This window comes from Nocardiopsis alba (assembly GCF_000710955.1).
GTDB lineage: Bacteria > Actinomycetota > Actinomycetes > Streptosporangiales > Streptosporangiaceae > Nocardiopsis > Nocardiopsis alba.
This window is the reverse complement of sequence record NZ_BAZE01000001.1, coordinates 52,517-71,897: the sequence shown is the minus strand read 5'-3', so window position 1 is coordinate 71,897 and position 19,381 is coordinate 52,517. Positions and strand designations below refer to the sequence as shown.

Genomic DNA, 19,381 nt, shown 5'->3' with positions numbered 1-19,381 from the left:
ATCCTCATGAACCGGGGTGTCCCGGGCGCGTTCAACGCCCGACCAGCCCCGTCCTGTGGGCCGCGAACGCGTGGGCGTCGGCGGCCAGTCCGACGGCCCTGCCGACCGAGCGCGGGCCGTGCCCGACGTCGTGCTCGTAACGCAGCAGGGCGGGTGGACGTCCCCCTTCGCGCGGGGCCGCCGCGAGCAGGGCGGCGCACATCTTGCGCGGGTGGGCGGCGTCGGTCCTGGTGTCCCCGGCGAATCCGGTGAGCAGGATCTCCGGGTGGGGGCGTCCGGGTGCGCGCAGGGCGCTCTCCAGAGCCCGGTGGTAGGGGGAGTAGGACATCAACGCGGCGAAGTCGTCGGGATCGGAGACGCTGCCGAACTCGCGTGTCCACAACCGGCCCAGGCCCATTCGCTCGAACCGGACCATGTCGGCGAGCGGCGCGGAGGCGATCACCGCGGCGCACAGGTCGGGCCGGGCGGTGGCGGCTGCCAGGACGAGCAGTCCTCCGGCCGAACCGCCCGAGAGGCACAACTGGTCGCGCGCGCACCAGCCGCCCTCGACCAGGGAGTCGGCGGCGGCCACCAGGTCCCGGACCGCCTTGGGCTTATTGCGCCCCGAGCCCTCCAGGTGCCAGTGACGGCCCCCGTCGCCCCCACCGCGCACGTGGGCCACCGCGTAGCGTCCGCCGTGGAGCAGCCAGGCCAGTACGGTGGCGCTGAAGCCGAACTGTCTGGGACGTCCGAAACCGCCGTAGGCGTGCAGGAGTGTGGGGCCGGGGCCCGAACGTCCCGAGAGTCCGAAGACGGTGACCGGGACACGGGTGCCGTCCGGGGATCGGCTCCACAGCACGCTCCGTTCCACTCGGGGCCGGGCCGGGGCCGCGGGCCCGCCGGGGGGCCAGGGGAGGGGCGTCCGTTCACCCGGGGGCAGGCTCAGCACCCGTTGCTGGGAGGCGACGTCGGCGTAGCCCAGGTGTACCGTGCCGTCCGGCGCTTCGACCGGGGTCGAGACCATACCCTCACCGGGAAGCTCCACCCGGTACAGGCGCCTTCCGGTGGAGGCGTCGTGCACGGCCGCCTCACTGATCCCCAGGCGGGTGCGGGCCACGAACAGGGCGGTCCCGCCGTCGGGTGTCGGTTGTGGACAGAACGCGTCCAGGGTCGCGCCGGCGTCCTCGGGCACGATCTCGCGCCAGTGTTCGGGGCCCGGGGCGTCGGGGCGGGCCGCGCAGACCCGACGTCGGGCGGCGCCCAGGGTGGTGCGCAGGTACAGCAGCCCGTCCGGTCCCCGCCGGACCTCGGTCTCGGCCTCGTGGCCCACCTGGAAGGGGCGTGTACGCGGGCTCTCCGGTGGATCCTCGGACAGGTCGGCCGTCCACAGGTCGGTGCGGTGGCCGGTGCCGTGGCTCTCGGAGATCAGGAGCGTCCGTCCGCCGAGCACCCGCACACCGGGCACGGTCCCCGCCCCGGAACAGGCGTGCACGAGGGTCTCGGAGCCGTCGCCCACCCGGCGTCCCCATACCCCGCGTACCCCTCGGGCGCCGTCCCTGCGCACGTAGTAGAAGAAGGGCTCGTCGCCGGGGACCCATGCCACGTGCGAGTAGCGGACGCCGGGCACCTCGGGGCCCACCGGAGAACCGTCGGAGACCCGGACGACCCGCAGGCCACCGCGTTCCACGCCGTTCGAGGAGGTCTGGAGGGCGACCAGGGTTCCCGTGGGGTCCGGCTCCCACGCGTCCAGGGTGGTACGTCCGGTGGGGTCCTCGACGCAGGGGTCGTAGACGGTGCGGGCGTCCTCGGGGCGGAGGGGACCGTCCCCCTCCGTCGTGTCGAACACCACCAGACGCGGGTGCTCGGCGCCGGCGGAGCGCAGGGTGGCGAACACGGCCCCGGGCCGGTGGACCGGTGGGGTCCACAGGTCGGTGGCCACGAGCTCGCGGATGAGGGAGGCCAACCGGTCGCGCAACGGCCAGCCGGAGGCCTCGAACTCGTATTCGAGGGAGCGCTCTCGAAGCCAACGGAGGGTCTCGGGGGAGTCCGCCGTCTCCAACCAGCGGTAGGGGTCGGGGACGGGCCTGCCGTGCAGGGTGTCGACGTCCGGTGAGGGTGATGAGGCTCCGGGGGCTCGGTTGCGCACCATCACATGGTTCAAGCGCCGTGACACGGCGGTCAAGGAAGAGATCTCTCCCGCCGGTGGGCCCTGAATGTCACCTTCGGGGAAGGTTTGTCGAGGTTGCCTGCCGGGATGACCGCCCATCGACCGATCATGGGACCCGCGAACGACGGCGGGCGACGCCGTGGCCGGCGTCGCCCGTGTCGCTACAGGAGGGGAGGATCAGACGTTGTCGGGGTGGCCGATGGCCAGACCGCTCGTCTGGTCGAAGAAGTGGAGCTGGCTGACGTCCACCGCGAGGCTGATGGTGCTGCCCGGCTTGACGGAGCTGCGCGGGCTCACCCGAGCGGTGAACTGGGTGCGGTCGTCCCCGAGGGGCAGACCGGCCTCGGCGCTCTCCTCGTCGTCGCCCGCGGCGTCCTTGGCCAGGGCCGCGGCGTCCTCGTGGCGGACCGGGGGAGCGTTCACGCTGAAGATCACGTTGATCTCGGTGCCCAACTCCTCGGTGACCTCGGCGGTCACCTCGACGCGCGGGTCGCCGTTGCCGTCGAGCTCGGCGTCGCTGAAGTCCGAGGGGCGGATGCCCAGGATCAGCGAGCGGCCGACGTAGTCGCTCAGGTTCGGCCGCGAGTCGATGACGGAGGCCGGGACCGGGAGCCGGTGCTCGGCGAACTTCAGGACGACCTCGTCGTTCTCACGGACCAGCTCGGCGTCGATGAAGTTCATCGCGGGGGAGCCGATGAAGCCGGCCACGAACAGGTTGACCGGGGCGTCGAAGAGACGCTTGGGGGTGTCCACCTGCTGGAGGCGACCGTCGCGCAGCACCGCGACCCGGTCGCCGAGGGTCATCGCCTCGACCTGGTCGTGGGTGACGTAGACGGTGGTGACGCCCAGACGCTCGTGGAGCTGGTTCAGGGAGGCGCGCATCTGGACGCGCAGCTTGGCGTCCAGGTTGGACAGCGGCTCGTCCATGAGGAAGGCGCGTGGCTCGCGCACGATGGCCCGACCCATGGCCACACGCTGACGCTGACCACCGGAGAGGGCGCCCGGCTTGCGCTTGAGGTAGGGCTCCAGGCCGAGCATCCCGGCGGCCTCGTTGACGCGACGGGCGATCTCGGACTTGGCGACCTTGCGCAGCTTCAGACCGAAGGCGAGGTTCTGCTCGACGGTCATGTGGGGGTAGAGCGCGTAGTTCTGGAAGACCATCGCGATGTCGCGGTCCTTGGGCGGACGGTCGTTGACGATCTCGTCGCCGATGACCAGGGTGCCGTCGGAGATCTCCTCCAGGCCCGCGATCATGCGCAGCGCGGTGGACTTACCGCAGCCGGACGGGCCGACGAGCACCATGAACTCGCCGTCCTCGATCTTCAGGTTCAGGTTGTCGACGGCCTTGACGTCGCCGCCGTAGATCTTGTCGACGCCCTCGAGGACGATCTCCGCCATGGTGTTCAACTCCCGATCGGTGTGGCCTGCACGGGGTGGAGGAGGGAAGGGGACTTCGGTCTCCACCTCGACCCGATGTTCGAACTTGATCGAAACGGGTCGATTCGTTGATCACATCAGACAGGATTCTGATCGAATTGTCCATAGCGGGGTCGATTTCGATCTGGTTGCGACCAGGAGACGATCACCGGTGGTCAACTGGCGTGCCGGCCCCAGGTGCGTTAGCCTGGCCGACGGTTCATCGCTTGCTCACCGGCCGCCTCCGCGACCGACGGCCACGACACGGCCGCCGGGTTGAGGCAACAGGTCGGAGAGTCTGGGTAACCTAACGACCAGTCCAGCACTGGACGGACCGGTTGTGCGGCCCCCGCTCGTCCGATCGGACGCTGCATCACGCGCCAGGTGCAGTTGGGATCGGGTGAGGGGCGGAGTACCGCGACCGGGCGGGGGGTTGGACCCGGAAAAGGCCCGAACATCCAGTAGACAACGGTATTCCGAGCTCGCCGCCGACGGGACGGAGCCGGTCCGAAGGGTGGCTCGGGCCTTTTCCGCGTCCCCCCAATATGCTGACCGTCAGCACCCTTCCATCGCCGGCGGAAAGCGAGCACCCCACGTGGTTGCCGAGCACACGGGGTCGGGCACCGCCCCGAGCCCCGAAAGATCCTCGCGGGGCACCACCGTGCCCGAATCGAGGGCGGGCGCGACCACATGGTCCCCCCTGTCCCCGGGGTACCGCTGGGGTCGCCTCGACCCCCTCTGGCGCGCGCTGGTCGCCACCACCTCGGGACTGGCCCAACTCCTGGCCCTGCCGCCCTACGGGCTGTGGTGGCTGGGGCCGCTCAGCGCGGCCCTGCTCCTGCTCGCGGTCGGAGGGACACGACCCCGCCGCGCCCTCTGGCTGGGAGCCCTGTCCGGGGCAGCCCTCATGGTCCCGCTCATCCATTGGCAGAGCGTCTTCGGCGTCGACGTGTGGCTCGCCATCGCGGGTGCCGAGACCGTCTACTTCCTTCCCCTCGCCGCGGGCCTGGCCGCCGTCGCCCGCCTGCCCTACTGGCCGCTGTGGACCGCGGCCCTGTGGGTGGCCCAGGAGGCCGTACGCGCGCGCTGGCCGCTCGGAGGCTTCCCCTGGGGCAAGCTCGCCTTCGCCCAGCCGGACACGCCCTTCTCCGGCTACGCCGCCCTCGGCTCCTCTCCGCTGGTGACCTTCGCCGTCGCCCTCACCGGAGCCATGCTCCTATGGACCCTCATCCGGGCCGTGGCGACCCGGGGGCGCCCCCGGGTCCTGCTGCCCGCCATGGGCCTGGCGACCACCGCGGCGATCGTCCTGGGCGGTCTGGTCGCCCCCGCGATCGGTCGACCCGCCCCGGACGGGACCGTCACCCTCGGCATGGTCCAGGGCAACGTGCCCAACACCGGCGAGATGTCCGTCCTCGGCGAGCGCATGCAGGTCCTGCGCAACCACGCCGACGGCGTCCACGAACTCGCCGAGGCCGTCCGTGAGGGCGAGTACCCCGAGCCGGACATGGTCCTGTTGCCGGAGAACGCCAGTGACATCGACCCCTTCCACGACGAGGAGGCCGCCGCGATCATCGAGGCGGCCGCGGACGACGCGGGTGTGCCCCTGCTCTGGGGGATGAGCCGCTTCAACGACGACGGCACCCGTTACGTCCAGAGTGTGGTCTGGGACCCCGAGACCGGCCCCGGTGACACCTACGACAAGCGTTACCTCGTCCCCTTCGGCGAGTACATCCCCTACCGCGACTTCTTCACCCGGTTCGTCTCCCGGCTGGAGCAGGTGAGCTCCGACGCGATCCCCGGCACCGAACCCGGCGCGTTGGAGATCGCCGACACCACGCTGGCCGTGGGCATCTGCTTCGACGTCGCCTTCGACCCGCCGATCCGCGAGTCCGTGGCCGCCGGCGGACAGATCATCGTCGTGCCCACCAACAACGCCAACTACAACTTCACCGGCCAGTCCGACCAGCAGTTGGCCATCACCCGACTGCGTGCCGTCGAACACGGGCGGCCCGCCATCGTCGTCTCCACCAGTGGCATCAGCGCCGTGGTCGAACCGAACGGGGTGGTGACCTACCGATCGCCCGAGGCCGAGCCCGATATCCACGTCGCCGAGCTGACCGCGATGGAGGGGCCCACCGTCGCGACGCGGCTCGGGGCGGTCCCGGAGGCCCTGCTCGCGGTGGTCGGTCTGGCCGCCGCCGTCGCCTCCACCGTGATCACCCGACGTTCACGCGCGCGAATCGAACGGTGAGAGGGTTCCGAACCCGGGAACCATTGACCATGAGGGCGCGTTCTCTCCTAGAGGGAGACGAACGAGCCGGCCCACGACTCTGAGGATGGTTGAGCGATGCCGCTGCTGACGGTACTGGCGCTGATGGCACTGCCGTTCCTGGAAGTCTGGCTGATGATCGTCGTCGCCGGTCGGATCGGCGTCCCCTGGACCCTGGCGGCCCTGGTCTCGCTGATGATCCTGGGCTTCGCGGTGCTCCGCCACACGGGACACGCCTTCCGCGAGGTGGTCAAGGAGGCCGACGAGGCCATGCGCACCGGCGAACAGCCGCGCAAGGGCCTGCTGGACCCCCTGATGCTCATGGCCGGCGGCATCCTGTTGGTCGTTCCCGGGTTCATCACGGCGGCCCTGGGCCTGCTGATGGCCACCCCCTTCACCCGGCCCGTGCTGCGCTGGGTCTTCGCGGGTTGGGCCGCCCGCCGGATGCGCAGGATGCAGGAACGCGTGAACGAGGAGTTCGCGGCCCGCGGCGCCACCATCCCGGGCCAGGGCCCCTTCGGTCCCGGTGGTCCGGCCGGCGGTCCCTTCGGCCCGGAGCCCGGCGCGGGAGCCCCCGGGCGGGGCGGTCCCGGTGCCTCCACCGACCGTGGACGTGTCATCCAGGGCCACTTCGAGCCCGTCGACGACGACAACGACAAGAACTGATCGGACCGGCTTCGCGGGGCGGCGCGCCCCCGCCGAGCCGGGGCCCGTCGCGGAGACGCTCCGCGGCGGGCCCTTCTTTGTCCGCGCCTCGCGCCGGCCCCGACCCTCCGGCCCGTCCTGACGGGATTCGGCTCCTTCGGATGTGAGGATGGCGAAGGGGCCGGTCAGGGCCCCGAACGGTGGGACGGAGACGCGAATCGTGAGTGAGAACATCCCCGAGCCGGTGGCCTCGTTCGTCGCCGGGGTCAACGAGCACGACGAACGGGCGTTCTTGGACGCCTTCACCGAGGACGGCGTCGTCGACGACTGGGGGCGGGAGTTCCAGGGGCGTGAGGCGATCAAGCGCTGGAGCGACAAGGAGTTCATCGGAGCGCGAGGCGTGTTGACCCCGCGCTCCGTCGAGATCACCGACGACGGGGTGACCGTGATCGGCGACTGGCGTTCCGAATACGCCAACGGGCTCAGCTCGTTCGCCTTCACCGTCGACGGGGATCGGATCGCCCGCATGACCATCCGGGAGGGGTGAGTCGACCGGAACCCGGAATCGAGGGGCCGAGGACCCGGCACCGACGTGTCCGATCGATTCGATCAGGTTCGATCAGGGGCACGGTGCGCGGGTCTTCCGTCTCGACCGAGGGTGTGTCGAGGAACCCGACCGACCGCGTCGGCTCCGGGAGGGTGCCGGAGCGACGACATCAGGCTCTGACGGCCTCGCGTGCCGTCGCCAGGACCTGCGCGATCTTCGCCGCCAGCCGGGCCGAGGGGAGGTCGGTGTGCGGGCGCCAGGCCGGGGCACCGAGGGCCCCGGAACCGGCGGGCACCGTGGCGGCGGTCGCCCGGTACAGGTACAGGAACGTGAAGTGCCGTCCTTCGGGCTCCTCCGTGTCCGACGTTCCGGGGACCGGACGTACGTCCAGGTCCAGGGGAAGGGGATCGGACGCGGATCCGTCCTGTTCGGGGGTCAGACCGGTGGCCTCCTCCAGGCGGGCCCGGGCCGCCTCGTGCAGGGCGGTGTCGGCGTCGGTGGGAGGACCGCCCGGAAGGGACCACGCCTCCCGCTCCGCGTCGCGGACCATCAGCACCCGCCAACACGGATCCAGCACCACCGCCCCGACGGTCACGTGCCCGACCCGGGGCGTCTCGGGGGAGGACGTCGCGGGCTCACCGCCCAGAGCGCGGATCAGGGGGGCGGCCGCGTCCCCCTCTTTGGGGAAACGCTCCAGATAACCGTCCAGGACGGCGCGGATATGCGTGTTCGGGATGCTCAATGTCGCTCCAGTCATTCCAGCCACGTAGCGCACCCAGAATCGCGGGGGACGAGCGCTATGCACAGTTCCCACGCTGGCCGGGGAACAGGTGATCCCCGAACTCGTTCGGAGACCGGCCCGGAACGGGGCATCGTGACGGACCGGAAAGCCGCGACGGGGCGGGCGGGGACCGACCACCCTCGGTCGGTCCCCGCCCGCCGTCAGGCCCTCTCGGTCGCGCGGACCCGATCCTCCTCGGCCGAGGAGCGCGCCGTCATCCGGTCGTCCACCACGCGGATCACCGTGATCGCGACGATCGCCACCCCCGCGACGGCGAGACCGGTCAGCAGCTTCGTCGGATCGCTCACGTCGAGGTCGAAGAACCATCGGCCCCACGGGGTCACCATCGCCAGGGTCAACAACCCCACCATGGAACCCACCAGGACGACCTTCCACCACACGTACGGCTTGGCCACCAGCAACAGCACCCACAGAGTGGTCGCGCACAGCGTGATCACCACGGCCGTACGGTCCGAGGGGTCGGGGACCGTACGGCCGCCCAGCACCATCAGGTAGGTGGTCACCGCCGCCACACCCGCCACCAGGCCGGAGGGGATCGCCAGACGCAGGGTGCGCATGACGAACCCCGGCCGGGCGATGTCGGTGTTGGGCGCCAACGCCAGGAAGAACGACGGGATACCGAAGGTCACCGCGTTGATCAGTGTCGCGTGGCGGGGGAAGAAGGGGTAGGAGACCGCCAACAGACCCACGACGATCGCCAGGGTCATCGTGTACACGGTCTTGGTGAGGAACAGGCTCGCCACCCGCTCGATGTTGCCGATGACCCGACGCCCCTCGGCCACCACCCGGGGCAGCACCGCGAACCGGTCGTCCAACAGCACCAACTGCGCCACCGAGCGCGAGGCCGGGCTGCCCGAGCCCATCGCCACACCGATGTCGGCCTCCTTCAAGGCCAGGACGTCGTTGACACCGTCACCGGTCATCGCCACCGTGTGGCCGCGGTCGCGCAGGCCGCGCACCATGTCGCGTTTGCGCTCCGGGGTCACCCGGCCGAAGGCCGTCCCCTCCTCCACCTCGCGCGCCAGGGTGGCGGGGTCCTCGGAGAGGGTCCGCGCGTCCACGGGCCGGTCCGCCCCGCGCATCCCCAGCCCGCGGCCGACCGCGCCCACCGAGGCGGCGTGGTCGCCCGACACGATCTTGACGTCGACCCCCTGGTCGGAGAAGTAGTCCAGGGTCGGACCGGAGTCCTCGCGCACCCGTTGGTCCAGGACCACCAACGACACCGGTCGCAGAGCGCCCGGGGCCGAGGCCTCGTCCACGCGTACGTCCCCGCGGGCCAGCAGCAGGACCCGCAGGCCCTGTTCGCCCAGGCGGGCCGCCTCCAGGGCGGCGGGGGAGTCCGCGGGGACCAGGACGTCGGCGGCGCCCAGCACCCAGTGCTCCTCGCCGCCGGGCGCGAGCAGGCTCGCCCCGCTCCATTTGCGGGCGGAGGAGAACGGCGCCAGCGCGGTCGCCTTCCAACCCGGATCCTCCTGCCCCTGGGCCGCGCAGCCCTCGGCGATCGCGGCCATGCTCGGGTTGGGGTTCGGGTCGGTGGCGGCCAGCGCGGCCAGTACACGGGTCGGGGAGACCGGGACGCCGTTGGAGCCGGAGGCCCCGCCCAGATCGCGGATCTCGGTCAGCCTCATACCGACCTCGGTCAGCGTGCCCGTCTTGTCGGTGCACACCACGTCCACACGGGCCAGGCCCTCGATCGCGGGCAGCTCCTGGACCAGGCACCGGTGCCGTCCCAGCCGGATCACCCCGACCGCGAACGCGATGCTGGTCAACAGGATCAGCCCTTCGGGGATCATCGACACCAGCGCCGCCACCATGCTGCGCAGAGCGTCGGCGAAGGGTCCGGAGATCCCACCGGAGGCCGTCTCGGGCTCCAAGGCGACGTGACCGCCCAGGAAGAGCTGGCTGTAGATCAGGAGGGCGCCGATCGGGAACAGGGCGAAGGTGATCCATCGCAGGATCCGGTCGATCCCCGAACGCAGCTCCGAACGGACCAGGGAGAACCGGCTCGCCTCCTCGGCCAGACGGGCCGCGTAGGCGTGACGCCCCACCTTGGTGGCCCGGAAACGCCCCGAGCCCGCCACCACGAAACTGCCCGACATGACGGTGTCGCCCGGCGCCTTGACCACGGGGTCGGCCTCGCCCGTCAACAGGGACTCGTCGACCTCCAGCCCGCCGGCCCAGGTCACCACGCCGTCCACGACCACCTGGTCGCCGACGCCGACGTCCAGGACCTCGTCCAGGACGATCTCCTGGGCGGACACCCGGACCACGGCCCCGTCGCGGACCACCCGGGGGCGGGCCGCGTTGACGATCGCGAGCCGGTCCAGGGTGCGCTTGGCCCGTAGTTCCTGGACGATCCCGATCAGGGTGTTGATCACGATGACCATCGCGAAGAGGCCGTCCTGCACCGGGCCGATCACCGCGATGATCGCGAACAGTACGGCGATCATCGCGTTGATCCGGGTGAAGATGTTCCCTCGGATGATCTGGGCGACGCTGCGGCTCGCACGGACCGGAACGTCGTTGGTCCTGCCCGCGGCGACCCGCTCGGCGACCTCGGGCCCGGAGAGTCCGGGCTCCGGCGGGGCCCCGGTGATCGGCCTCCGATCCGTCGTCGAGGAGGCCCGACCACGGTCGGTCCGGTCTGCTTCTTCGGGCACGCGTGACTCCTGATCGAACGGAGAGGGCGAGAGCGGGGCCGGAACGGTTCTCACGAGGTGTGTGCCGTCACACGGGCCCCTGTGTCGACGAGAACAAGAGTAGAGAGCCTTCAGCCTAGAAGAGCACCGACCGGGGCGGACTGGAGACGACACCCGAAGTTCCGTAGGGTCGTCCCCCCAGATGGCACGGGGGTGTGCACCACCCCCGGCCCGAGGGAACCACCACCACAGGGCCCCGAACGTCCGAGAGGGGACCCACGACCCCCGGAGGGGCATCATGTGCACCGTCATCGTCGGTTTCGATCCCGAGGCCGCCACACCCCTGGTCGTGGCCGCGTTACGCGACGAGATGCGTTCGCGACCCTGGGACGGTCCGGCCCGCCACTGGCCGGAGCGACCCACACTGGTGGGAGGCCGTGATCGTCTGGCCGGGGGCACCTGGCTGGCCGTGGACCCGGAGCGGCCTCGGGTGGCGGCACTGCTCAACGGCTGGCCCTGGGACGGTCGGATGCCTTGGGAGGGCGCCTATCCGGCGAGTCGGGGAGATCTGCCGTTGCACGCGCTGGGACGGGGGAACCGAGACCCGTTGGCCGGAGAGGACCCGACCCGGTACGCGCCCTTCCACCTGCTGGACGCCGACGCCCACCGGGCCACCCTGTACAGCTGGGACGGGCGGTGCCTGGACGTCCGTTCCCTGCCTCGAGGGGTGACCACCATCGTCAACACCGGTCTGGATCCGGCCGATCCTCGAGCGGTCCGGCACACCCCGGAGTTCGCACGGACCCGGCCCGACCCGGAGCCGGACGCCGGAGACGGGCCCCGAACGGTCGAGGAGATCTGGGGGGAGTGGCCGGGGCTGATCACCCGGGCCGCGCACGAGACACCGCGCTCGCCCGGTGTGGGGCTCACCGAGGGGGACCCCTCCGCCCTCATCGCCCACGCCGACCTGGGGGGCGGTCAGGTGTGGTCGACGGGATCGGTCACGTTGCTGGCGCTGGGGCGGGACTTCCTGAGCTACGCCTTCACCGCCGACCCCGCGGATCCGAAGGCCTGGCGGACGATCGAGGTCTGAACCCGCCCCATGGGAGGGGAGGGCCGTCGCGGCCCTCCCCGGGGGCGATCAGAACAGGAGGAGGAAGGCCAGGGCTCCCAAGAGGGTCACGCCGACGAAGGCGACGATCGAGATGAGGGCGTTGGATCGGAAACGCGTGTCGTCTCCGGGGGCGAAGGTGTCGTTCATCCCCCCATCATGGCCTCCGAAGCGCACGCGAGGGGTCGGCGGGCCGATGTCGGACGGCCAACGGGGGACCGGATCCCGGGTTACGGAGAAGCCGTACGGGTACGGTCACCGGTCACGACCCATCGACGGCCGAACGTCCGGAACGCCCTGAGGAGCGCGGATGTCGCGAGGTTCGGCCGGGTTCACGGCGACTCGGAGATTTTTCGACGGAAGTTTTTCGAAAGCGCGTCATAGGCGCCGTGCGGGAGCGTCTCATCTGAGACAACAGTCCGAAGACCACGAGACCCTTCCGAGGAACACGCCATGATGAGCGCCCGCTCCGCCGCCACCCCCGCCCTGCGTCCGATGGGCGACCCCGCCCACCTGGTGGGGCAGTGGGTCCGGGTGTACGACGACGGCACCGTCGGCCTGCTTCTGGAAGCCGACGACACCTCTTGGAGCATGCGCACCCCCACCGGGATCCGCTCCGGCCGAGGGCGTCTGGCCGCCGAGCCCGTCACCCGCAGGGAGCAGAGCGGCCCCACGCGTCGGCGTCTGCGCGCGGTGATGGACGACCCCGGTCTCCCCGGTGCGGAGGACCTCGACCTCCTCGACCTCCAGCTCGCCGCCCACCCCTAGGGGGTGTGCCGGTTCCGGGGTGTCGTCCCTGTTCATCCAGGGTGCGACGGCCCCGGGACTGTTGATCGGGTCACGCCGGCCGTGACGCGTAAACCCTCTGCGTGAACGCGACGTCTCCCAGAGAGACGACTCTTCCGTCGTCGAAGACGCGTGAGACCCGCGCGTACACGGCAGGGGGCACCATGACGGGCCGAGGGACCGATCGTATGGAGACCGGAGCGTACTGGCTGCTCTACGTCGTCTCCTTCAGCGGGGCACTCCTGCACTGGCGTCTGGGGAACGAGCTCCTCGCGGCGCTCTGCGGGATCACGGCGTTGCTGAGCGCCCTCCTCATCGGAGGGATCAGGATCACGCCGGTGCCCAGGTGACCGGGAGGATCCTGGTATTCCCACTCCACCTGCGTTGATCATCACCCGGGACCACACCCGATATCGGTGCGTTCCGCACGGGCACGTGCGGATAGTCTTCCCTCATGCGTTCATGGTCTGCGCCTGACATCGTCCCCCTGCCGGGTACCGGCGGCCCCCTGCGTATCCACGACACCGCCACGGGTCGGATAAGGACGACGACGCCGGGTCCCACCGCCGGAATGTACGCCTGCGGGATCACCCCCTACGACGCCGCGCATCTGGGCCACGCCTTCACCTATCTCACCTTCGACCTGGTCAACCGGGTGTGGCGCGACGCCGGTCACGACGTCGACTACGTCCAGAACACCACCGACATCGACGACCCCCTCCTGGAGCGGGCCGAGGCGACCGGGGTCGACTGGCGGGACCTGGCCCACCGGGAGATCGACGTCTTCCGTGAGGACATGGCGGCCCTGTCGATCATCCCGCCGACCTCCTTCGTCGGTGTGGTGGAGTCGGTCGACCTCATCAGCGAGCTGGCCCTGCGGATCAAGGAGAGCGGTGCCGCCTACGACGTCGACGGCGACCTGTACTTCTCCGTGGCCGAGGCGTCCCGCTTCGGCGAGATCGGGCACCTCGACCGCGAGGAGATGCTGACGCTGTTCGGTCAGCGCGGCGGCGACCCCGACCGTCCCGGCAAGAAGGACCCCCTCGACTGGCTGCTCTGGCGCGCCGAACGCCCCGGCGAGCCCGCCTGGGACAGCCCCCTCGGCCGAGGCCGGCCCGGCTGGCACATCGAGTGCAGCGCCATCGCCCTGGACCGTCTCGGCCCGGAGTTCGACCTCAACGGCGGCGGCAACGACCTGATCTTCCCGCACCACGAGATGGGCGCCGCCGAGGCCCGCTGCGTCACCGGTCGACCCAACGCCCACAACCACCTGCACGTGGGCATGGTCGGTCTGAACGGCGAGAAGATGTCCAAGTCCCTGGGCAACCTCGTGTTCGTCTCCAAGCTGCGGGCCGAGGGGGTGGAGCCGGGCGTGATCCGCCTGGCCATGCTCACCCATCACTACCGCGCCGCCTGGGAGTGGACCGACGCCGAGCTGTCCACCGCCGTCGAGCGGGCCGGACGCTGGCGTGCCGCCTTCGCCCTGGGGTCCGCGCCCGACGCGGCGCCCCTGCTGGCCGAGGTGCGCGCCGCCCTCGCCGAGGACCTGGACTCTCCGGCCGCCCTGGCCGCGGTGGACCGCTGGGTCGACCTCGCCCTGACCGAGGGCGGTGGCGACACCGGGGCCCCGGCCCTGGCGCGCACGACCGTCGCCACTCTGCTCGGCGTCGAACTCCCCTGATCGTCGGACACGCTTCCGCGCCCGCCCCGACCGGTTCTTCTGGGGCGGGCGCGGATCCTCTCCGTCACCGCGGTACGACGTCGGCCGGGGCCTCGCCCAGAAGATCGTTCGGCCGGGGCGGCACGGACGGTGACAGACGTACGATCGGGATCCCGTTCTCGGGGTCGGCCCCCAGCTCTTCAAGGAGTCGCGAGGACGGATCGTCCCCGTGCCCCAGCGCCCGAAGCAGCCCCCGCGCGGATCCGGGGTGGCGCCGCGCGTAGTGCGCCAACGCCGCGCTCGACTCCTCAGGCGGCAGCAACTCGGCCGTCCCCCTATGCCGGTGGCGGCCCGTCTGGAAGAGCACCTTCGGCTCTCGACGGATGTTACGGAACCACTGGGAGCGTCCTCCGTACCCGGAGGCGACCAGGATCGCCCCGGTCGCGTCGTTGCGCCCCACCACCTCCAGCACCGCCTGGCGGGCCTCGCCGCTGTTGCGTCCCCTATGGGTGAGCAGCACGAACCGGCGTCCCAACAGCGAGCCCAGCCCCAGCCGGTAGATCCAGATCGGCGCGCGGTACAGGGCGCGTTCGAGGGGGGTGTCCGGTGGCCTGGAGAACGTCATGGGATGGTCCCTTCGCTGGTGGGAGCGGGTCCGGGCGGCATGAGTGTAAGCACGGACCGTCCCGAAGAGGCGCACGCCACGCCATTCCAGAACGTCCTTCCGAGCGGGCCGTCCACCGCAAGGGACGGGGGAAGGGCGCAAGATCGCGCAAACGGGTCGGATCGGCCCGAGAGTAGCCTCGGACGCGCCGAGAACACCGAGATCGGTCGGCCTATCACCAGGGGGGAGCATGCAGTCGATCGATTTCGCCGCGACGGTCGACTTCGTCGAACGCTCCCTCCACTCCGACCTACGGCTGGAGCGCATCGCCGAGCACACCGGGTACTCGCCCTACCACCTGCACCGCTCCTTTCGCGCCGCCTTCGGCCTGACCCCGCACGCCTACGTCCATCGGAGACGGCTGACCGAGGCGGCACGGGAGCTGTCCCTGACCTCGGAACCGGTCATCGACATCGCGACGAGCCATGGGTTCCGCAACCAGCAGTCCTTCACCAACGCCTTCACGGCGGGTTACGGACTGTCCCCGGCCCTCTGGCGGCGCACACGGCCGTTCTTCCCGCTTCTGTCGCCCTACCACTTCGCCGAGTCCGAATGGGGGATCGGTCGGGCCACGGACGGTTTCGAGATCACCGATCGGGTCGACGTCGGCCGACTCCTTCCGCTGTCCCACGCCTCGGTGGACATGCTTCCGGTGCTCGTGCCCGAGCAGCACACGGAGGCCTTGAACCTGCTTCTCGACTCGTGTCGGGTCCTTCTCGCCCACGTCGACGGACATCCGGCGGCGGCGATGATCGTCGATCCCGGGAACGGTCACATCGAGTACCTCGCCGTCCACCCGCTGGCCCGAGGTTCCTCGGTGGTGCGAGCGCTGGTGGACAGGGCCCGACGGCATCACCGGCGCCTGTCCGTCACCACCTTCCGGGAGGGGGACAAGGCCGATCTCGGCCACCGTCGGGCCCTGCTCTCCCTCGGGTTCGGCCCCGCTTCGCTGCGAACGGAGTTCGGCCACCCCACGCAACTACTCGAACTCGATCCCTCTGGAGGGCCGCTGTGACTTCCGTCTTCCCCGACGTCCACGAAGAGGAGGCCGCGCACCTCGCCCGGACTCTGGAGCTCCTGGAGAGCAGGATCGAGGCGCTGACCGGGGCGCTCGACGGCCACGACACCGACTACAACGACGTGAAGTCCTATATGTCGGACAACAGGGGTGAGATCGACCCCGCCGAGATGTACCAGAACGAGCTCATCCTGCGTGATATCGATGCCAGGGGCGCGCACGCCATGCGTCTGCGCGAGCGCCTCGAGACGATGCGCGGCTCCCCCTACTTCGCCCGCCTCGACTTCGCCCCGGACGGTGCGTCCGCCGCCGAGGCCCACTACATCGGACGCCAGGGGCTCCAGAGCGCCGAGGGGACGGCGGTGGTGGACTGGCGCACCCCGCTCGGCGGAATGTTCTACGAACGCGAACCCGGACGGGCCTCCTACGAAGCGCCCTCGGGGACGATCGGCGGGACGATCGAGCGAAAGCGTCAGTTCAAGGTCGAGAACGGGAGGCTGCGGTTCGTCTTGGACACCGCCGAGGCCATCCGTGACGAGATCCTGCTGGAGGAGATCGGGCGCACGAGCAGCGCCCACATGCGTTCGATCATCGCCACCATCCAGCGCGAGCAGAACGCCATCATCCGTAACGAGTCGGACGGCACGCTCATCATCCAAGGGGTCGCCGGTTCCGGGAAGACCTCCATCGCCCTGCACCGCATCGCCTACCTGCTGTTCCGTCGGCGCGGGCGGCTCAAGGCGGAGAACATCGCCATCATCTCGCCCAACGGGCTCTTCGCCGAGTACGTCTCCGACGTGCTGCCCGAACTGGGCGAGGAGGCGGTGGTCGCGCTCGACCTGGCCGCCGTGGCCCGGGGCAGGCTGGAACGGCACCGTCTGGGGTTCACCGATCCGATCGATCCGGTGGAGCCGCTCGGTCCCGGCGGAGCGGCGGCGCGTGAGCGCGCACGGGCCAAATCGACCCTGGCCTTCCACCACTGGCTGGAACGGGCCTTGGACGAAGCGATCCAGGACTGTTTCGTCCCCCGGGAACTACGGCTCGGGGACCTGCGTATCGACGCCGAGGAACTGCGCGCCCACTTCGACCGGCTGTCCGCCCTGGGGGTCGCGGAACGTCTGCGGGTGATGGCCGAGCACCTCTGCCAGAGGGCCCGGTCGGAGAGCCCGCTCTTCTCCTCCACTCCGAAGGTCGGCGAGGTCGGGAAGCGGCTCACCGCCATGCTGACCGTGAAGAGCGCGCGTGCGCTGTACCGAGGACTGTTCCGAAGAGAGGACGCCCCGACGGTGTTCCGGGCGCCGGGGCCGGGCCTCCTGGAATGGGAGGACGTCTACCCCTTCCTCTTCGTGGCCGGAAGGTTCGGTGGGTGGGAGACGGACCAGGACGTCCTGCACCTCGTGATCGACGAGATGCAGGACCACTCACCGACCCAGTACGCGGTGCTGAGACGGATCTTCCGCCATGACATGACGATCCTCGGCGACGTGGCGCAGGCGCTGGGCAACACCGAGGACTACACCCTGGAACGGCTCGGCGGGCTGTTCGAGGGCGCGCGGGTGATGGAGCTGACCCGCGGCTACCGGTCCACGGTCGAGATCGCACGGTTCGCCTCGGCGATCCGCGGCACCGCCGTCACGACCATCGATCGCCACGGCGACCGGCCGAGGGGCCTCGGCTTCGACACCCCGGTCGAGGAGGTCGACCGGATCGCCGCCGAGATCGACCGCTTCCGCTCCACCGGAGCCCCCGACGGTTCCGGCGACGAGGGCGACCCCGGTCGGCTCGCGATCGTGACCAGGTCGCGGGCGGGTGCGAGGGAACTGCACGGGGAACTCTCGGAGAGGCTGGAGGGGGTCGTCCTGGCGACGGCGGACTCGCGGGGGGTCCTCGGAAACGACGTCACGGTCCTGCCGGTCGGTCTCGCCAAGGGGCTGGAGTTCGACGAGGTGATCGTGGCCCGGGCGTCGGAGCGGGAGTACGGAGCCGAGGCCGACCGCTCGTTGCTGTACATCGCCTGCACCCGTGCGTTGCACCGACTCACCCTGACCCACAGCGGACGGCCGAGCCCGCACCTGCCCGGGGACGAGACGACCGTGGAGCCCTGAGGGGCCGAACGGCGTGGGCGCCGGCATGGGCGGCTCCGAGAGTGGACGCCGCATCCGTGGACCGTCGGTGGAGGGTGCCATGATCCGGCGTATGGACACAGGACCGGACACACTCCGGAACAGCGACTGGGACCGTACCTTCCACGCATACGGGTGCGCGGCCGACCTTCCGGGGGCGCTGGCCGCCGTGCTCTCGGGAGACGCGGTAGCCTTCGGCGGGGCCTTGGACCACCTCTACGGCGCCGTCCTCCATCAGGGGACCGTGTATCCGGCGACGGCCCCGGCGGCGCTGTTCCTCGCCGGAGGGCTGGGCCTCTCCGCCCTGGACACGGTGGTGGAGGAGCGGGTGTCGGGGCCGATCACCGGAAGGGTGGTGCTCCTGGAGTTCCTCGCCGGAGCCGCGCTCGCCTCCCTGATCGACCACGACACGGGCACCCCCGCGCCCGCCCCGGTCCCCGAGACGGAACGCGACCGTGTGATCGCCATGATGCGCTCGGAGGACGAGGAGGAGGCGATCGCCGCCTGGGACGAGCCCGTGGTGGAGCGGCTCATGCTCGACGGGCTCGCCGACATGCGCGCCGCCGCGCCGGCCCTCGCCGACGCGGTCCGTCCGTTCTTGACCCACCCCGACCGGTCGACGCGGATCCGCGCGGTGGAGGCGGCGGCCGCGCTCTGCCGTCTGGGCGCCGGGACGCCGGACCTGTCCGGCGCCGCCGACCTGGCCGAGTGCCGTGACGAGGGAGCGGTGATCGTCCTGGCGCTGGGGGACATCGGCGAGGACACCACCGAGTTCCTCTCCCACGCCGATCCGGTCGTCCGGGTCTGTGCCGCCCTGGCACCGGCCCTGCGGAACGACCCGGCGGCCCTCGCCGAACTGCGCTCCGCCCTGACCGATCCCGACGCCGTGGAGGCCTGGTTCACGACACCGCCGAGCCTCTTCGCGCTCGGGGGACGCGACGTCCTGGTCGAGGCCCTGGCCGCGTCCTCGAACGCGACACGGGCCGTTCCGGACCCGTCGGTCGGGGCCGGAACGGGGGCCCCGGGGTGAAGATCCACGGATGTCCGATTCCCCGATGCCTTTGTGACCACCTTTGGCCACGGTCTCGTGGAAACGCCACCGATGGTCGGTTCTTCGTGATGGGATGGCGCGCATGACCACGACCAGTACCCCCACCCGGCCCAGCGCCGCGGCAGAGCTCATCGCGGACTTCGTCTCCACCGGCGGACGCCTCACCGACCGGGCCGACCTGGCCCGGTTCCTGCGCGACCACCGCCTGGTCACCGAAGGGGCCATCCCGATCACCCTCGCCGACCTGGACGAGGCCATCACCCTGCGTGACGGCATCCGGGCGTTCCTCGACGCCTCCGACACCCCCGACCCCGAGGTCCTGGGGCGTGCCCAGAAGGTGCTGGACGGCCTGCGCGTCACCGTCCGCCTGGAACCGACCGAGCAGGCCGAATCGCCGCTGGCCCCCGCCGTCGTCGACGAGGTCCGTCGCGGCCTGGCGCGTATCGCCGGAGCCTGGGCCGCCGTCCTGGCCACCGGCGAGTGGTGCCGTATGCGTCGGTGACC

The 19,381-nt window shown here is 70.9% G+C and carries 16 protein-coding genes; 11 read left to right on the top strand and 5 right to left on the bottom strand.

Annotation, left to right across the window (positions count from 1 at the left end; all coding sequences use genetic code 11):
• Window positions 1–31 precede the first annotated feature (31 nt).
• The gene (locus tag TR33_RS00300; protein ID WP_041562235.1) at window positions 32–2,128 is read right to left on the bottom strand and encodes a prolyl oligopeptidase family serine peptidase; all 2,097 of its coding nucleotides are present in this window, start codon (window positions 2,126–2,128) and stop codon (window positions 32–34) included.
• Between the two features lie 195 nt (window positions 2,129–2,323).
• Window positions 2,324–3,544, bottom strand: coding sequence for an ABC transporter ATP-binding protein (locus TR33_RS00295; protein ID WP_014913088.1), 1,221 nt, complete (start codon window positions 3,542–3,544; stop codon window positions 2,324–2,326).
• Between the two features lie 613 nt (window positions 3,545–4,157).
• Between TR33_RS00295 and lnt the strand changes: the two genes are divergently transcribed.
• The 3 genes from lnt to TR33_RS00280 all read left to right on the top strand — a co-directional run bounded on the left by lnt (window position 4,158) and on the right by TR33_RS00280 (window position 7,023).
• Window positions 4,158–5,813, top strand: a complete 1,656-nt coding sequence (gene lnt / locus TR33_RS00290) for an apolipoprotein N-acyltransferase (protein ID WP_014909230.1) — start codon at window positions 4,158–4,160, stop codon at window positions 5,811–5,813.
• Window positions 5,814–5,909: 96 nt separating this feature from the next.
• Window positions 5,910–6,497: an FxsA family protein gene (locus tag TR33_RS00285; RefSeq protein ID WP_014912352.1), complete on the top strand. Its 588-nt coding sequence runs from the start codon at window positions 5,910–5,912 to the stop codon at window positions 6,495–6,497.
• A gap of 199 nt (window positions 6,498–6,696) precedes the next feature.
• Window positions 6,697–7,023, top strand: a complete 327-nt coding sequence (locus TR33_RS00280; protein WP_014912763.1) for a nuclear transport factor 2 family protein — start codon at window positions 6,697–6,699, stop codon at window positions 7,021–7,023.
• 169 nt (window positions 7,024–7,192) lie between these two features.
• Here TR33_RS00280 and TR33_RS00275 read toward each other — a convergent pair whose 3' ends face one another.
• Complete coding sequence (locus TR33_RS00275; protein WP_014913028.1) at window positions 7,193–7,765, bottom strand: NUDIX domain-containing protein; 573 nt, start codon at window positions 7,763–7,765, stop codon at window positions 7,193–7,195.
• 200 nt (window positions 7,766–7,965) lie between these two features.
• On the bottom strand, window positions 7,966–10,485 hold the full coding sequence (locus TR33_RS00270) for an HAD-IC family P-type ATPase (RefSeq protein WP_042280777.1): 2,520 nt from the start codon (window positions 10,483–10,485) through the stop codon (window positions 7,966–7,968).
• A 277-nt stretch (window positions 10,486–10,762) separates the two neighbouring features.
• Here TR33_RS00270 and TR33_RS00265 point away from each other — a divergent pair, with 277 nt between their 5' ends.
• The 4 genes from TR33_RS00265 to mshC all read left to right on the top strand — a co-directional run bounded on the left by TR33_RS00265 (window position 10,763) and on the right by mshC (window position 14,042).
• Window positions 10,763–11,557 carry an NRDE family protein gene (locus TR33_RS00265; protein WP_014912165.1) on the top strand — a complete coding sequence of 265 codons (795 nt, stop codon included), beginning with the start codon at window positions 10,763–10,765 and terminating at the stop codon, window positions 11,555–11,557.
• A 471-nt stretch (window positions 11,558–12,028) separates the two neighbouring features.
• On the top strand, window positions 12,029–12,343 hold the full coding sequence (locus TR33_RS00260) for a hypothetical protein (protein ID WP_014911932.1): 315 nt from the start codon (window positions 12,029–12,031) through the stop codon (window positions 12,341–12,343).
• Window positions 12,344–12,549: 206 nt separating this feature from the next.
• Entirely contained in the window at window positions 12,550–12,711 is a 162-nt protein-coding gene (locus tag TR33_RS26805) for a hypothetical protein (protein WP_014911312.1), read from the top strand.
• A gap of 104 nt (window positions 12,712–12,815) precedes the next feature.
• Window positions 12,816–14,042, top strand: coding sequence for a cysteine--1-D-myo-inosityl 2-amino-2-deoxy-alpha-D-glucopyranoside ligase (mshC, locus tag TR33_RS00250; protein ID WP_014910624.1), 1,227 nt, complete (start codon window positions 12,816–12,818; stop codon window positions 14,040–14,042).
• A gap of 64 nt (window positions 14,043–14,106) precedes the next feature.
• On the opposite strand, the gene TR33_RS00245 is transcribed toward mshC, so the two are convergent.
• Window positions 14,107–14,646: a nitroreductase family deazaflavin-dependent oxidoreductase gene (locus TR33_RS00245; protein ID WP_014913560.1), complete on the bottom strand. Its 540-nt coding sequence runs from the start codon at window positions 14,644–14,646 to the stop codon at window positions 14,107–14,109.
• Window positions 14,647–14,875: 229 nt separating this feature from the next.
• On the opposite strand from TR33_RS00245, the gene TR33_RS00240 reads away from it, so the two are divergent.
• From TR33_RS00240 to TR33_RS00225, 4 genes are all read left to right on the top strand, one after another.
• Entirely contained in the window at window positions 14,876–15,700 is an 825-nt protein-coding gene (locus TR33_RS00240; protein WP_017533870.1) for a helix-turn-helix domain-containing protein, read from the top strand.
• Window positions 15,697–17,808 (top strand): HelD family protein, encoded by a 2,112-nt coding sequence (locus TR33_RS00235; RefSeq protein ID WP_042280772.1) that lies wholly within the window; start codon window positions 15,697–15,699, stop codon window positions 17,806–17,808. Before TR33_RS00240 ends, TR33_RS00235 begins: the two co-directional genes overlap by 4 nt.
• Window positions 17,809–17,899: 91 nt before the next feature.
• On the top strand, window positions 17,900–18,856 hold the full coding sequence (locus TR33_RS00230; protein WP_036567846.1) for a hypothetical protein: 957 nt from the start codon (window positions 17,900–17,902) through the stop codon (window positions 18,854–18,856).
• Between the two features lie 103 nt (window positions 18,857–18,959).
• Complete coding sequence (locus TR33_RS00225; RefSeq protein WP_042280771.1) at window positions 18,960–19,379, top strand: ABATE domain-containing protein; 420 nt, start codon at window positions 18,960–18,962, stop codon at window positions 19,377–19,379.
• The last annotated feature ends 2 nt before the right edge of the window (window positions 19,380–19,381 follow it).

Coding starts and splice junctions, on each gene's coding strand:
- mshC (WP_014910624.1), top strand. CDS start 12,816: ATGCGTTCATGGTCTGCGCCTGACATCGTCCCCCTGCCGGGTACCGGC.
- TR33_RS00240 (WP_017533870.1), top strand. CDS start 14,876: ATGCAGTCGATCGATTTCGCCGCGACGGTCGACTTCGTCGAACGCTCC.
- TR33_RS00225 (WP_042280771.1), top strand. CDS start 18,960: ATGACCACGACCAGTACCCCCACCCGGCCCAGCGCCGCGGCAGAGCTC.
- TR33_RS00285 (WP_014912352.1), top strand. CDS start 5,910: ATGCCGCTGCTGACGGTACTGGCGCTGATGGCACTGCCGTTCCTGGAA.
- TR33_RS00295 (WP_014913088.1), bottom strand. CDS start 3,544: ATGGCGGAGATCGTCCTCGAGGGCGTCGACAAGATCTACGGCGGCGAC.
- TR33_RS00300 (WP_041562235.1), bottom strand. CDS start 2,128: ATGGTGCGCAACCGAGCCCCCGGAGCCTCATCACCCTCACCGGACGTC.
- TR33_RS00265 (WP_014912165.1), top strand. CDS start 10,763: ATGTGCACCGTCATCGTCGGTTTCGATCCCGAGGCCGCCACACCCCTG.
- TR33_RS00230 (WP_036567846.1), top strand. CDS start 17,900: ATGGACACAGGACCGGACACACTCCGGAACAGCGACTGGGACCGTACC.
- TR33_RS00260 (WP_014911932.1), top strand. CDS start 12,029: ATGATGAGCGCCCGCTCCGCCGCCACCCCCGCCCTGCGTCCGATGGGC.
- TR33_RS00245 (WP_014913560.1), bottom strand. CDS start 14,646: ATGACGTTCTCCAGGCCACCGGACACCCCCCTCGAACGCGCCCTGTAC.
- TR33_RS26805 (WP_014911312.1), top strand. CDS start 12,550: ATGGAGACCGGAGCGTACTGGCTGCTCTACGTCGTCTCCTTCAGCGGG.